13 protein-coding genes are annotated in these 14,870 nt (G+C 67.5%); 4 read left to right on the plus strand and 9 right to left on the minus strand.

The annotated features are described in order from the left end of the window. Positions 1-58 precede the first annotated feature (58 nt). From A5767_RS00530 to A5767_RS00555, 6 genes are all read right to left on the minus strand, one after another. Positions 59-844: a helix-turn-helix domain-containing protein gene (locus A5767_RS00530; protein ID WP_064851373.1), complete on the minus strand. Its 786-nt coding sequence runs from the start codon at positions 842-844 to the stop codon at positions 59-61. 57 nt (positions 845-901) lie between these two features. Next, the gene (locus A5767_RS00535) at positions 902-3,424 is read right to left on the minus strand and encodes a phosphoenolpyruvate synthase (protein WP_064851374.1); all 2,523 of its coding nucleotides are present in this window, start codon (positions 3,422-3,424) and stop codon (positions 902-904) included. 115 nt (positions 3,425-3,539) lie between these two features. Beyond that, on the minus strand, positions 3,540-4,595 hold the full coding sequence (locus A5767_RS00540; RefSeq protein WP_064851375.1) for an AAA family ATPase: 1,056 nt from the start codon (positions 4,593-4,595) through the stop codon (positions 3,540-3,542). Further along, complete coding sequence (gene pnuC / locus A5767_RS00545; RefSeq protein ID WP_064851376.1) at positions 4,595-5,224, minus strand: nicotinamide riboside transporter PnuC; 630 nt, start codon at positions 5,222-5,224, stop codon at positions 4,595-4,597. Before pnuC ends, A5767_RS00540 begins: the two co-directional genes overlap by 1 nt. A gap of 121 nt (positions 5,225-5,345) precedes the next feature. Continuing rightward, positions 5,346-6,224, minus strand: coding sequence for a sulfurtransferase (locus A5767_RS00550; RefSeq protein WP_064851377.1), 879 nt, complete (start codon positions 6,222-6,224; stop codon positions 5,346-5,348). Positions 6,225-6,306: 82 nt separating this feature from the next. After that, complete coding sequence (locus A5767_RS00555) at positions 6,307-7,527, minus strand: MFS transporter (RefSeq protein ID WP_064851378.1); 1,221 nt, start codon at positions 7,525-7,527, stop codon at positions 6,307-6,309. An 11-nt stretch (positions 7,528-7,538) separates the two neighbouring features. Between A5767_RS00555 and A5767_RS00560 the strand changes: the two genes are divergently transcribed. Beyond that, the gene (locus A5767_RS00560; protein ID WP_006552827.1) at positions 7,539-8,204 is read left to right on the plus strand and encodes a FadR/GntR family transcriptional regulator; all 666 of its coding nucleotides are present in this window, start codon (positions 7,539-7,541) and stop codon (positions 8,202-8,204) included. Positions 8,205-8,213: 9 nt separating this feature from the next. On the opposite strand, the gene A5767_RS00565 is transcribed toward A5767_RS00560, so the two are convergent. After that, positions 8,214-8,573, minus strand: coding sequence for a hypothetical protein (locus A5767_RS00565; protein ID WP_064851379.1), 360 nt, complete (start codon positions 8,571-8,573; stop codon positions 8,214-8,216). An 82-nt stretch (positions 8,574-8,655) separates the two neighbouring features. Here A5767_RS00565 and A5767_RS00570 point away from each other — a divergent pair, with 82 nt between their 5' ends. From A5767_RS00570 to A5767_RS00580, 3 genes are all read left to right on the plus strand, one after another. Beyond that, a complete protein-coding gene (locus A5767_RS00570; RefSeq protein WP_064851380.1) occupies positions 8,656-9,207 on the plus strand; it encodes a helix-turn-helix domain-containing protein in 552 nt (183 codons plus the stop codon). 140 nt (positions 9,208-9,347) lie between these two features. Continuing rightward, on the plus strand, positions 9,348-9,701 hold the full coding sequence (locus tag A5767_RS00575) for a hypothetical protein (protein WP_064851381.1): 354 nt from the start codon (positions 9,348-9,350) through the stop codon (positions 9,699-9,701). A gap of 171 nt (positions 9,702-9,872) precedes the next feature. Further along, on the plus strand, positions 9,873-10,862 hold the full coding sequence (locus A5767_RS00580) for a rod shape-determining protein (protein WP_064851382.1): 990 nt from the start codon (positions 9,873-9,875) through the stop codon (positions 10,860-10,862). Positions 10,863-10,866: 4 nt separating this feature from the next. Here the strand turns inward: A5767_RS00580 and A5767_RS00585 are convergent, their stop codons facing one another. Both A5767_RS00585 and A5767_RS00590 read right to left on the minus strand, forming a co-directional pair. Then, complete coding sequence (locus tag A5767_RS00585; protein WP_064851383.1) at positions 10,867-13,695, minus strand: FtsW/RodA/SpoVE family cell cycle protein; 2,829 nt, start codon at positions 13,693-13,695, stop codon at positions 10,867-10,869. After that, complete coding sequence (locus A5767_RS00590; RefSeq protein ID WP_064851384.1) at positions 13,682-14,782, minus strand: hypothetical protein; 1,101 nt, start codon at positions 14,780-14,782, stop codon at positions 13,682-13,684. Before A5767_RS00590 ends, A5767_RS00585 begins: the two co-directional genes overlap by 14 nt. Positions 14,783-14,870: the final 88 nt, after the last annotated feature.

A 14,870-nucleotide genomic window follows, 5' to 3' on the forward strand; every position in this document is an offset into this window, starting at 1 on the left:
GTTCGCCCGAATCCGACGCAATCGCTCGATCGGGACATCCCCTGTAGCGATCGGGACATCACCCTGCGCGGAACATCCCGGGCGTCGTGCCGGTGACCCTGCGGAAGGCCGCACCGAACGCGCTCGCCGATCGGTACCCCACCTGTTCGGCGACGTCGTCGACGTCGGTGCCGTGACCGAGCAGCATCACCGCGCGCTGGGCACGCACCGCTGCGACCCAGCGCCCGAGGCTCAGGCCGGTCTCCGACCAGAAGGTGCGGGTGATGGTGCGGGTGCTCACCCCCAGTTCGGCCGCCCAGTCCGAGAGCGTCCGCGGATCACTGGGGTCCTCGGCGATCGCTTCGACGATCGGCCGCACGACCGGCGACGAGGGCACCTGCACCATCAGTTCGTTCTCGGCGGGGGCGAGCACGTCGATCACCATGCGCTCGGTCAGCGAGCGCGACCCGTCGCCGAGATGCTCGTCCGTCAGCCGGTCGAGCAGCAGTCGCAGCAGCGGTGTCATCTCCACCGCGACCGGGCCGTCGGACAACGACGGAGCGGAGTCGATCCCGAAATGCGCCGTGCGGTACCAGGTTCCGGCAGGCATGACTCCCCAGTGGAGCATGCCCGCCGGAATCCACAGTCCCATGGTCGGGGTGATGGTCCACGTGCGCGAACCGATGGTCGCGGTGGAGGCACCCCGGTCGTTCCACAGCAGTTCGTGCGTCGGATGCGAATGCGCCTCGAAGCGGGTCTCGCGGGAGACGAGTTCGTCCATGCCCGCGATGACGAACGGCACGTCGATCTCGCCGGCCCCGTAGACCGGCAACGTCCTGCTCTCCACCGCCTCGACGCTTTTCACTGACGTTCTCCTCCACTCCGCGACGACGACAATCCTCACACGTCCCGCCGCCGCGGCTCAGGTCAGGATCTCGACGTACCCTTCCGTGCCGTGCACGCGGATGCGCTGTCCGTCGCGGATGAGGCGGGTCGCGTCCTCGACACCCACGACGGCCGGCAGCCCGTACTCGCGCGCGATGACCGCGCCGTGCGTCATCACACCACCGACCTCCGTGACCAGCGCGCTGACGGTGACGAACGCCGGGGTCCAACTGGGGTCGGTGAACGCCGTGACCAGGATGTCACCGGGTTCGAGATCGGCCCGGTCCATGTCGGTGACCACGCGGGCGCGGCCCTCCACGACACCGGTGGACACCGCGATACCGGGTAGCGCCCCGTCGGGCAGGCCGTCACGGCTGTACGCACCGGTGAGCGTCTCACCTGTCGACAGCAGCACCCGAGGCGGCGTGAGCGTGGCGAACGATGCGAACTCCCGCTTCCGCTCTGCAACGAGGTCACCGACCGGTTGTGGCGCGCGAACCACGTCCTCGAGTTCGTCGAACCGCAGGAAGAAGATGTCCTCCTCGTCGTCGATCACCCCGGCTCGGACGAGACGTTCCGCCTCCCGCAACAATGCCTGCTTATAGACGAAGTAGCGGCCGATCATGCCGTACTTCGGATACTCCCGATACCCCGCGAAAGCGCGGACCCGGTCGACGAGCCTCTCGATCTCCCGCTCCTTCTGCTCTCCGTCGGGCAGACCCCGCACACGTTCGAGGAGTTCGCGCTTCTTCTCCTCCGCCTGGCGGCGACCCTCGTCGAAACGCGTTGCCGCGGCACCGGTTTCGAAGTTGTCGAGATTGCTCACGATCATCGGGACCAGCATCGTGGGGCGCTCACCCCACCTGGGCCGGGTGATGTCGATTTCCCCGACACACCGCCTGCCGTACTTGTCGAGGAAGTCCTCGAGTGCCGCTCGTACCTGCGGTCCGCCCTCACGCGCACCGAGTTCGTCGAGGAAGCGTGCATCGTCGTAACCCTCCGCGTCGACCTGCCGCAGGAACGCCACGACGTCCGGGTACGGGCGCGCGGCATCGGCGACGTCGAGCAGCGCCAACCCCATCTCCGAAGTGACGTTGTAGGGCACCGAGCGCGAGACGACGTCCGCAACGTTCTTCTCCCCCAACCATTCCTGCCCCACCTCGTTGAGACGCTCGGCCGCTTGCATACCGGCGGCGAGCACCTCTCCGACCTCCTTACCGAACAGCGAATCTTGCAGTTCGCGGATGTCGGCGCGGATGAAATCGAGCAGTGCCGAACCGGTTTCGTTCTCGATGCGACGCGCCGATTTGGCGATCGCGGCCTCGTTGCGCGCGACGAGTTCGGGCACGACGGCCGGGTCGATCTCGTCCGGAGCGGGTGGCAGGCCGACCCGCGAGGCGGCAGGGTCATCCGGGCGCGTCGGGACGAATCCTCGATCGAGCACGGTTCGCAGCGCGTCGCCGAAGAGCGGGTCGGACCTGCCGATCATGTCCACGATGCCCGGTCCCTGGGTGGGTGAGGCCAGCATGGGCGTGACGTCGACGAACAGCCGCCCACCCGCGTGTCGCATGGGCGCACGGCTGGTCAACTGCCACAAGGAGATTCCCAACGGTTTCAGCGGATCGGTCATCATCTGCTGATGTCCGACGGACAGGTACACGTGATTGTCGTCGTCGCCGGCCTCCGGGACGGGGAACAGCGTGGTGATCGGTCGACTCTGCACGATGTGGAAGACGCCGTCGGCCAGGCACCATTCGATGTCCTGGGGACGCCCGAAGTGCGCTTCGAGGCGCCTGCCCAACCCGACGAGTTCGACGAGGTGCGTGTCGCTCAGCACCGGTGTCTCCTGCCGTTGCGTCCGGTCCACGACCTCGTCGGCACGCACCGCGTACGCGTCGGCGTTCACCAAGCCCGACACCAGGTCGTCACCGAGCCCGGCGACCGCATCCACGCGGGACACCGTGCGGTCCGAAGTGACGGGATCGGCGGTGAACAGCACACCCGATGCCTGCGGGAACACCATCCTCTGCACGACCACGGCCATGTACACCTTCCGGTGGTCGAAACCGTTGTTCACCCGGTAGGCGACGGCACGCTCGGTGAACAACGAGGCCCAGCACCTGCTCACGTGCCGGAGAACGTCCTCGACTCCCCGGATGTCCAGGTAGCTGTCCTGTTGCCCGGCGAACGACACCGTCGGCAGGTCCTCGGCGGTCGCGGACGAGCGCACCGCGACGGGCACGTCCTCCCCGAGTTCGCGGACCCGCGCGGCGATCTCCTCCGCGATGTCACCGGGGATCGTGCACTCTTCGATCGCCGTACGGATCTGCGTGCTCAGCGCTGCGATGTCGTCGGGTTCGGCCTTCGCGAGTCGCTCGAGCAGGTCGTCGACACACGGTAGCTCGGAGAGCACCGTTCGATAGGAGTCCGTCGTCACGCAGAACCCGTCGGGCACGTCGACGTCGTCGAGGCGCCACAACTCCCCCAGGCTCGCTCCCTTGCCACCCACGATCGACACCGCCGTGCGGTCGGTCTCCCGAAAATTCTGTATGTAACCCATTCCAGCTCCCCACCTGCGGCTTCAATGCTGTGTGGGCGAGTATGAACCCACTTTTCGATCCTCATGAGGGCCGAGGATCCGGTATAACGTGAGAAGGGGAAGACGAATTTCGACGCTACAGCGGCGCGCCGAACTGCGAGCCCAGCCGCAATGCCTGGTCCGCCACCAGTTCCGCCAGGTCGACCCGCTCCTCGAGACTGCCGGTGAGCATCACCCACGAGCGTCCCGTGGCAGTGAGCGCGTCGACGAACCACTCCGTCATCTGCGCGCGGATGTGTTCGCCGTCCCGGATGCCGTCCTGCACGAACGGAACACCGTTGTGGTCGGTGAGCAGGTACAGCGCTCGCCGGTGGCGGACACCGCGCCACGCCCGTTCACTGCTGCCGAGATAGCGTCGCTCCCACACGGTGGTCGCGAACGCGTCGGTGTCACAGACGAGCAGCGGAGACCCTTCCCGTGCTGCCTGTTCCTCGAGTCGCGTCTGTTCGACGGCGATGTTCTCGAAATCGTCGCCGGTCCACACGATGTCGCCCACTTCTCCGGTGCGGAGCTTGTCGTAGGTGACCTGTCGTCCGTATTCCGGCACCCAGCCGGTTCGTTCCCACACACCACCGCGATTTCGGAATCGACGCACCAGCTCTCGGCTCACGGTGGTGGTGCCCGTGGATTCGGAGCCGAGGACGACGATGCGGGTCGTGAGGCCGGCACGGGCCGGTGCGTCGAGATCGTCCCAGCGCCCGGCGAGATCATTACGGCAGGCTGTGCCGGAGGCGGGATGCGCGACACGCAGCGGGTCGACGCATACGTGCGTGGCCGAGAAGCGTCGCGCGAGCTCGTCGCCGTACTTCTCGCTGGAGACCACCGCATCGACCGGAACATCGGTGACGGTGCGCGCGGCTGCTTTCATACAGGCGACCTGCGCGGCCCATACGGTGTCCGATTCCAGGTCCATCGGTGCGTCGCACGGAATTCCCGTCACGGTGACCGTCGTGTCGACGGCGTGTGATTCGCGCATCCACGACACGCGGTCACCCAACGGAATCGTCTCTGCTGCAGAGGACATGACGACGACGGTGACGCGTTCGGCGATCTCTGCAGCGCGCCGGACGAGGTGATGGTGACCGACGTGAGGTGGATAGAACTTCCCGATGACGAGTGCGTGCCGATACATCACTGCACCTCCACCAGTTGCCGCTCGACCGCCATGGAGCGTCGCCAGGCAACCAGGCCCCGAATGCACAGGAGCAGGAAACCCGCGTACAGCAACGCCGTGAGCGTCAGTCCCTTGTGCAGGTAGAGCGGGATGTAGATCAGGTCGGCGACGATCCACAGCAGCCACGACTCCCACCGCTTCTTCGCCTGCCCCCACGTCGCGAGCAACGACAGCACGGTGGTGGTCGCGTCCCAGAACGCGACGGTCGAGTTCGTCGCGACCTCCAGCAGTGCCGTCAGCCCGATCACCGCAGCGACACCGACGACCGCGAGCACGCTCCACTCGGTCGTGTTCGTGCCCGTCACCGGCAGGGCATCCCTGTCCCTGCCCCGCGCCCAGTTGCTCCAACCCCACACGGCGAGCACGATGTACACGACCTGCAGTCCGGAATCGGCGTAGAGCCCGGCGGTCGCGAAGAGCAGGATCCACACGAGGTTGTTGGCGATCCCGATCGGCCAGTTGAGGATCGACTGCCGTCCCACCAGATACACGCACCACGCGCCGCTGACGAAGCCGAACACTTCGGCCCAGGTGGTGGGCGTACCGAGTGCGGTGAATGCCGTCGAGTTCAGAAATGCGATCATCATCGCCGCCTTTCGCTTGTGGCAGCGATTAGATCATGTTTGCTCTAACTGATGCAACGGTGAAATCGACTTCGGTGTTCTCGACGGCGCTATACGACGTCGAGAACACCGAAGTTTCGGAGGATCAGCGGGGGTCGGGGCCCTCCACGAGCGGCAGGGATTCGTCGGCGGTCCACGCGTTGAGCGAACCGTCGTACACCGCAACGTCCGACCGACCTGCAGCTGCGAGCGCGTGCGCGAGTCCGGAGGCCGCGATGCCGCCGCCACAGTAGGCCACCGGCTTGACGTCCGGATTCAGGGCACCCGCCTTGTCGAAGATCTCGCGCAGTTCCGCCGCCGGCTTCAAGCGTCCGGTCGACGGGTCGACGAGGTCGCCGAAGGGGATGTTGATGCTGCCGGGGATGTGTCCGCGCCGCGGGTAGGAGGGGCTCTCACCGCGATAGGTCGCAGGATCCAGGGCGTTGATGATCAGCGTGTTCGGGTCGTCGAGCGACGCCGCGATCTCCTCCGTCGACCGCACGAGCTCGGGTCGATGCTGCGAGGTGAAGGTCGCGCCGTGCGGGACCACCTGCTCGTCGGAGAGCGGATAGCCGGCAGCCTTCCAGGCGGGCAGTCCGCCGTCGAGCACGGCGGCGTCGTCGAAGCCTTCGAGCCGCAGCTGCCACCACAGTCGCGCGGCCCAGATGCCGTTCTTCTGGTCGTACAGCACCACGCGGCGGCCTTCACCGATGCCGACCGCACCGGCGGCGGTGGCGAACCGTTCCGACGACGCCGCGGTGAACGGTTGCGGCGCTTCGTGATCGGAGAAGTCCGTGAACAGGTCGGCGTAGACCGCGCCGGGAATGTGCTCTTCCAGGTAGGTCGCCAACCCGGGTTCGATGTGCACGGACCCGTCCGGCGGCGTGCTGAGGTGCACGGTGGCGTCGACGATGACGAGGTCCTCGTCCCCCAACTGCTCGTACAGCCACTCCGCGGAGACGGTGTTCGGCTTCGTGTCGCTCATCGAGGTCCTCCTCTGCTCTCGGAATCTCCTTCCAGTAGAGCAGCCATACGACTTGGGTGGGTTCGTCCCCGCTGAGCGGTGTCTAACCCACCGAGATCGGGCGGGTGTTCCAGCTGTCCTCGACCACCCGCGGCTTGCAGGCCTGATAGGCGCCGGCCACCAGTACCGCGACGGCGACCGTCATGAAGGCGAACGAGGCCGCCCAGCCCGAGGTGAGGTCGTGGAAGACACCGAACAGCAGCGGGCCCAGGCACGCCACGGTGTAGCCGACACCCTGGGTGAATCCCGACAGGGCTGCGGATCCGGCGTGGCTGCGGGAGCGCAGATTGATGAGGGTCAGGGCCATCGGGAACGTGCTCGGCCCGAGTCCGAGCAGCACGATCCACAGGATCGGTGCGCTCATCGGCGCGATCCACAGGCCTGCGAAGGCGACGAGGAAGCACGACGCGCACGCCACGACCACGGGGAACGGATTCGTCATCCGCGCGCACAGCGACGGAGCGCCGAATGCGGAGACCAGTCCGAGCAGGGCGAACAGCCCCACCATCGCGCCTCCGAAAGCGGGGCTGGCACCGGCGTCGGCGAGGATGTCCGGGATCCACGTGAACATCGAATAGGTGACGAGCGACGTCATGCCGAACATGCCGACCATCCCCCAACCCACCGGCGACCGCCAGACCCTGCCGTCGACGTTCCGGTCGACGGGAGCCACTTCCCCGGCATCGGCATTCCGATGACGCAGCAGCACCCACGCCCACGGAACGGCCGCAGCGAATCCGACGAGCGCCCACACTCCGAGCGAGACGCGCCAGCCGAAGGCGTCGGCGAGAGGAACCGCGACGAAGGCGGGCACGATTGTGCTCAGCTGCACGCCGACGATGTACACCGAGCTGACGAGTGCCAGCGTGTCGGAGAAGTAGCGCTTGACCAGAGGAGGGATGACGACGTTGCCGATGCCCATCCCACCGAGCGCGAGCCCCGACAGGAGCAGCAGCGACCAGGTGTCGGTCATGAGCGCGCGGGTCGCCATGCCCACGCCGGCCATGAGCATGGCGATCAGCGCGGTGCGTTCGAGTCCCCATCGTCGGCCGAGCGCCGGGGTGGCGAGGCCGAAGGCCGCGAACATCGCGGTCGGGATCATGCCGAAGACACCGACGACCGTGGACGAGAAGCCGATCTCCTCACTGATCTGCGCGGCGAGCGGGCTGAACGAGGTGACCGCAACTCTCAGCACGAGGGCCGACATCGCGATCGCACAGAACACCAGCAGCCGGCCACGCAGAAGACTCACACCGGAAATCATAGGATGATGGGATGACTTCGGGAAAACCTGTTCAGCGAACGAACCTGATCGAGCAGGTCACCGAGCAGTTGCGCAGTGAGATCTGCAGCGGTCGCTGGAAGGTCGGTGAGAAGATCCCCACCGAACCGCACCTGTGCGAATTCACCGGCACCGGCCGCAACACCGTCCGCGAAGCCGTGCAGGCCCTCGTCCACACCGGCATGCTCGAACGTCGCCAGGGCTCGGGCACCTACGTCCTCGCGACCTCCGACGTCACCGGCACCCTCGGCAAGTATTTCGCCACGGCCCACGAACGCGACGTGCTCGAACTGCGGCAGGCCCTCGACGTCACCGCCGCCGTCCTGGCCGCGCGCCGGCGCACCCCCGACGACGTGGCCCGGCTCGAACAGTTGCTCGCCGAGCGCAACCGATTGTTCGCCGGATCCGACATCGACGCCGCGGTGGCCGCCGACGTCGCCCTGCACCGCGGCATCGTCGAGGCCAGCCACAACGCGGTGTACCTCGAGTTCTACGACTCGCTGCTTCCGTCGATCCGCCGCACCATCGACCGGCACGTCCGCGTCACGGGCCTGGGTTTCGAACCCGAACACACCACCTTGGTCGCCGCCGTCATCGCCGGCGACGAGGACGCCACCGTGGAGGCGGCGCAGGGGCTCTTCGCGGAACTCACCGACTGAGGCCGCCGCTCATCGAACCCCGGCCGAACGCAGGCCGTCCGCGAGGGTGTACGCCTCCGGAGAGCTCAGGAGAAGTTCGTCGAAGTCGACGCCGGGGCCGCCCAGCGCGACGCGCAGCACCGGATGGCCTCGCTTCATGACGACCAGGCGTTTGATGCCGCGCGGGTGCCGGAAGGTGCCCACCTTCAAGAAGCCGGAGATCACCATGCCCGATCTGATGCCGAGGATCTCGGACGTCCATCCCGGAAGGACCTCCACGCCGGTGATCGCCGAGATCGGCACCTCCATCGCGGTTCGGCGGACCATGAAGGCTTCCCACCGAGAGAAGGACAGGTGGAGGGTTGCGTTGTCGTATGTCGTTTGGGCCATGACGTCGGACCTTCCGTCGACGGTAAACTGACTACAACACTGAGAACATTATCACGGTGATAACAATGATGGGTAGGTACCGATGGCGAAGACGTCCCCGATCGCGGAAGTCGTGCTGCACCCGGTTCGACTGCGGATCGTGCAGCAACTCGGAGGACGGCAGCTGACCACGAGCGAACTCCGGTCGGCACTCCCCGACGTCACCCAGGCCACGCTCTACCGACACGTCGCAGCATTGATCGACGCCGAGATCGTCACCGTCGTCGACGAACGTCGCGTGCGCGGAACCGTCGAACGCACCCTCGCGCTCGGCGACCGCATGGCACACGTCGGCCACGACGACCTCGCGGCGATGAGCGACGCCGAACTGCGCAATGCCTTCGTCACCTTCCTGGGTGCGCTCGGCGAGAGCTTCGACAAGTTCATCGGGGACGACGACCGGAGCCTGCGGGACTATCTGGGTTTCGGGACCACCCCGCTCTACGTCACGACCGACGATCTCGCGGAAATCCAGAGCAGGCTCGCCGACATCCTCGCCCCGTATCGCACGGATACCGGTGACGACCGGATGCGCATCACCCTGACGACCGCGGTGATACCGGCTCCTCCTGGCACCGCGTCCGAAGAGGGGTAGGGCTCGACAGAGGAACAGACCTCAGCGGAACTCGTCGACGTGCGCGTCGGCCCACTGCGCGAAGATCGTCGTGGGCCGGCCGAAGTCGAACCGATGTCGGACGGTTACGCCTTCCCGTACCGTGTCTGCGGGAGGTAGACATGACAGTTGCCGGTACGTTGTTCCGTCTCGCAGGCCCCTTCAACTCCATGGTCATGGCAGCCGCCGGTCTACCCGTCATCGGTAGCCGGATCCGCAGCTATGTCGCACCGATCAGGTACACGGGTCGAAAATCCGGCAGGACGATCACGTTGCCGATCAGTTACCGACGTTCGGGCGACTCCGTGATGATCGGCGTCGCGATGCCCGACGAGAAGTCCTGGTGGCGCAACTTTCTCGGCGCCGGTGCTCCCATGAGCATCCAACTCGACGACGAGGAACGCACCGGCCATGCCGTCGCGACACGCGACGAACGCGGTCGCGTCAAGGTTGTGCTGCAACTCGATCCCGCCTGATCCGGTCATCCGAGACGAGCGGGGCACTCAGCGGCACAACGCGGCATATCATTCCGGTGAACAACGCGCGTAACAGAATTCGGCGGCGGTAACCTGAGCGGTACACGACATCATCACGATGCCGTTGGACACCATCCGGAAAATTTCGCTGGGATCCTCTCGGAGGCCGACGTGCGTGGATTCGGTATCGATCTCGGAACAGCCAACACCGTAGTCGGAACGCCCGACGAGGGCATAGTGCTCAACGAGCCGTCGCTGATGATGGTGCGGACGAAGGAACCGCGCCGCGCGCTCGCGATCGGCAAGGAGGCGAGCGACCTCGTCGACCGCACACCCGGTGGGATCACCCCCGTCCACCCGATACGCGACGGGGTGATCGTGGATCTCGAAACGGCACGGACATTCGTCACGGCCGTGCTCGCCCAGCTCGCGCCCCGACGTCGCTACGGCATCCGGCCCATGGGCGTCATCGCAGCTCCCGCCGGGGCCACGCCGCTCGAGCGTCGTGCGCTGCTCGAGGTGGGGCACGAGGCCGGTCTGCGGAAGGTCGGGTTGATTCCCGAGCCGGTCGCCGGTGCCATCGGGTGCGGGATCGACCCGCTCGAGCCCCGAACCCATCTCGTCGTCGACATCGGCGGCGGCACTGCGGAAGTCACCGCTCTCTGCTACGGCGGTGTCCTGTCGCACCGCAGTTGCCGCATCGCCGGGGACGACCTGACGAGCGCGATCCTCCGGTATCTCCGCGCCGAACACCAGATCATCGTCGGCGAACTCACTGCCGAGCGCGCCAAGATGGGTGCGCCCGAGACCGCCGACGAACGGTCGCTCGTGGTGGAAGGTCGCGACGCCGCGACCGGCCGCGCGCGTCTGGTGACACTCGAGACCGAAGAGATCATGGATGCGGTCCGGCCCACCACGACGAGCATCGTGCAGACGCTGTCGAGCTGCCTGGACGACCTGCCGCCGCGCGCGATCAGCGACGTGATGGCCGAAGGCATCCTGGCGATCGGCGGCGGATCGATGCTGCGCGGCGTGCCGCAACTGCTCGAGGAGGCCTTCGGCCTGCCGGTGAAGACCGCCGAGCGTCCGCTCACCTGCGTCGCCGAGGGCGCGACCTCGTGCATCGAGCACGCCGACGTGATCGCCGCCTACGCCGCCTGACCTGTCAGGGATTCGGCGTCCGGAGCTGCGCGAGGTAACGCTCGAGCAGACCCTTGACGACCGGTCCCGAGGTGGCCGATCCGAAACCGCCACCGCGCACCAGCGCTGTCACCACGACCTCCGGCGACTCGGCGGGCACGACCGCGGAGAACCAGGCGTTGAGCCCCTTGCCCGGTGCCGAGGGATCCTCTGCCGTGCCGGTCTTGGCGGCGGCCGTGACCGGCAGGCTCGCGAGCTGACCAGCAGTGCCGGCCGAGGCCGACGCCCGCATGCCGGCGCGCACCGGTTCGAGTTTGTCGGCGAACGACAACGGCCGAGGTTGCTCGGTGGGAATCGGGACCGCGTCGCCGGGTCCGTAGGCGGCAGCGAGCTTCGGGGTCACCATCTGACCCGACGCGATACCCGCCGTCCACCGCGCGACCTGGATCGGCGTGGCCGTGACGGTGCCCTGGCCGATACCCATGAGCAGGGTCGAACCCGGATACCAGGCACCTCCGATGCTCTCGACGTTGTCCGGGGTACCGAGGAAGCCTGCGGACTCGGCCGGCAGATCGATCCCCGAGGGGGCACCCGCGCCGAGCTCGGAAGCGATCTGCGCGATGCGGTAGGGGCCGAGAAGGTCGGCCAGTTGGTAGAAGTAGACGTTGTCGGACCACTGGATCGCCCCGAGCAGGTTGTTCGGGCCCATCGGCTGCCAATTGGCGAAGGTGTGACCGCCGTAGGTGTAGGCCGCGCCGCCCGCCAGGAAGGCATCCGGGGACAGCACGTCGAACGCCGCGTTCGTCGACGCTGTGACGATCTTGAACGTCGACCCCGGTGGCGCTGCCGTCTGCACCGCATGGTTGAGCATGCGGCCCGGACCCGATGCCGCGGTCTGCGCCGCGATCGCGGCGAGGTCGGCCGGGGGTCCGTAGACGTTGTTGTCGTAGCCGGGAACGCTGGCCAGCGCCAGCACCGCGCCGGTGCGGGCGTCCATCACGACCGCGGCGCCGAGGTCGCCTCCGCTGGTGCGCACCGTCTGGGCGAGCGCGTCGGTCGCGGCCCGCTGCATGCCGACATCGAGATGCAACCGCAGGTCGTGGCCGCGGATCGGATCCACCCGCTCCCCCGTGCCCACCGGACGTCCTGACGGATCGACGTAGACGCACTGCTTGCCGTCGACGCCGCGCAGCAACGCGTCGTACTGCCGCTCGAGCCCGGCCTTGCCGACCCGTGATCCGAGCGCGAGGGTCGGCCAGAGTTCCATGTCCTGCTCGTCCGCGATCCCGACGTATCCGAGGAGCGACGCCAGCATCTCCCCGTGCGGGTACTGTCTGCGGCCCGTCGGGTAGACGAGCACCCAGGGCAGCCGAGCGTCCACGATCGCCCGGGCCTGTTCGGGCCCGACGCGTCCGAGCACGACCTGGATGTCTCCGCTGGTACTGCTCCGCAGTTCCTCGTCGAGCTTCTCGGGGGGCATGCCGAGCAGGGCGGCGAGTTCGTAGCGCGCCGACGGGGCACCTTCGGCGAACATCCGGGCGACCACCGCGACGGTGTACTCGGCGACGTTCGTCGCGACGGGAACGCCGGTCCGGTCGAGGATCTGACCACGCTCGGCGGGCAGACGGATGCAGCGGAGCATCTGCGTGTCGCTCGTCGCGCGGAACTCGGTGCCGTGCGCGGTCTGCATCTGCCACGCGAAGACCGACATCGCGGCGAGCGAGGCCGTCAGCGTCAGCGCACCCACCGACACTCCGCGCGGCAGACGGCGCTTCTTGGGTTCGGTCACCCACAGCGGCCGGGTCACGCCGTCGCGGCGCACCGCGAGCACCAAGCCGATCGAGACGAACCCGATGATCGAGGCGGTGCCTCCGTAGCTGAAGATCGGGATCGGCATGCCGGTGTGCGGCAACAGCGACAGGCTCTGGGCCACCGACACCACGGTATGCAGCCCGAACACACCGCCGATGCCCGCTGCGACGAGTGCCGCCTCCCGAGTGCGTGCGACGCGGGCGGCGACCACGGAACGCCACACGATGATCACGACGGCCGCCACGACGGCGATGCCGGCCACCAGGCCCCACCCGTACACGAGACTCGCGAAGGCCAGGTCGTGTTCCGACTCGGGGAGATATTGCGCCCGCAGATCGTAGTCCGGTTCGCGCCCGAGACCCCACCACCCCGCACTGCCGATCGCGATGTCCGCTTGCCACGCCGCCCAACCCGATCCCTGCGGGTCGGCGTCGTTCGACAGGAAGACGTGGATCCGCTCGAGCTGGTACGGACGCAGGAACAACACGGCCATCGGCAGCGACGCGAGCCCGAGCGCGAACAGCGGGAACAGCGACCGCAATGGGACTCTCGCCAGGATCAGCATGAGCAGCACGGTCGCCACGAGCACCACGGCGGTCGAAAGGTCGGGTTGCAGCGCTACCAGGGCGATCGGCACCGCCGACACGATCAGGACACCGACGAACCTGCCGAGCGTGTACCCACCGGCCAGTATTGCGGCGGGAACCATGACCAGCGCGAGCTTGGCGATCTCGGAGGGCTGCAGGGTGAACACGCCGAGATCGAGCCAGCGTTGAGCGCCCTTGGTCGCGATACCCACCAGCGGCACCGCCGCGAGCAGGACCACCGAGGCGGCGAACAGCGCCCACCCGAAACGGCTCAGAGCGGCGATCCGCATGCGCGAGGTCATCCACATCGCACCGAGCCCCACGGCGGCGAGCACGGCGTGACGCACTGCGAGCGACGACATGCCCGTCGAGATCATGTTGAGCATGCCGAGAGCGACCAGAGCGACGGACGCCGCGACGAGCCAGGGATCGGATGGGTGCCTATCCGCCGTCACGAGAGCCCCCGGGCACACAGGCGGCATTCTCGGTGGGAACGTACACCGGCTCGGACGCGGCCGCTGCAGGAACGGTGGTGACCGCGGCGACGGCGAGTGCCGACCCGGGTGGCATGTCGACGCTTCCGATGCCGTAGGCCTCCGGGCTTCCCGCCGGCACCGGCAGGGTGATCGTCCCGCCCGGCAGTGTCACGCCCGTACATCGGTCGTAGACGGTCAGATTCCACGTGACCGCACCGATATTCGCGGCGGGGTCGAGCCCGACGTCGACGCGGACGGTGCACGATCGTCCCGGCTCGCACGGACCGTTCGCGAAGCTCGCGGCGACCTGCGTGATCGGTCCGGCGTTCGCGGGAAGACCGGTGTCGACGGGACCCGGCACGCCCGCCTCTGGTGCCGCTTCGGGCACCGGCGGCGGTGGTGAGACCGGATCGATCCGGTCGTCCATCGACGAGTCCACCGGGTCGAGAAGGGTGTGCCAGCCCCGATTCAGCTCCGACCACGCTGCGGGAGCTACCCACGCCAGCCCGACGAGCGCGATGATCGCGACCAGCGCGATGACCGTCCGGCGTCGCGGCAGCCGTCGCTTCTTGCGATGCCACACCGTCCCGGCCGGCGGGCGACGTCGATTCGGGACGAAGGTCCTCTCTTCCGTCACGCGCGGCACGTCTGCCCGTTCCGCCGTACCGTCCACCGGACGAGCATGTCCCTTCACCACCGCGACGAGCGCGGCGATCTGCGATCGTTTCCTTCCTACCTCGGTTTCGTCGAATTCGGTTGCGGCAGCATAACGAACGCGTCTCGCCAGGCCGACGAGATCCGACGACTCGGCGATCGCCGCGTTCACCCTCTCCTCGAGCGCTTCGTTGCGGCAGTTCGTCACGATTCGGCGAAGAAGTCCGGCCGTCGTGTCGCGCACCTCGTCCCAGGAGCCCGCGTTCTTGACGCAGTCGATGGTGAGCTGACCATCCTCGGACACCATCACGGCGTCACCTCGGAGGCGGATCGGATGGTGGCCCCGGGTGTGCGCGAGTTCGAGTTGATCGACCGTATCGGTGACGAGCAGCGCGGCCTGCGCAGGCGTCAAAGTCGCTACGGCAAGCAGTCTTCCGAGTTCTACGCCGCCCCCTGCGTCGTCGTCCGTCCGTGTGGGCGGGACGGATCGAACCTCGACG

The sequence above is a fragment of the Rhodococcus sp. 852002-51564_SCH6189132-a genome (genome assembly GCF_001665495.1).
In the GTDB taxonomy this organism is placed as follows: domain Bacteria; phylum Actinomycetota; class Actinomycetes; order Mycobacteriales; family Mycobacteriaceae; genus Rhodococcus; species Rhodococcus pyridinivorans.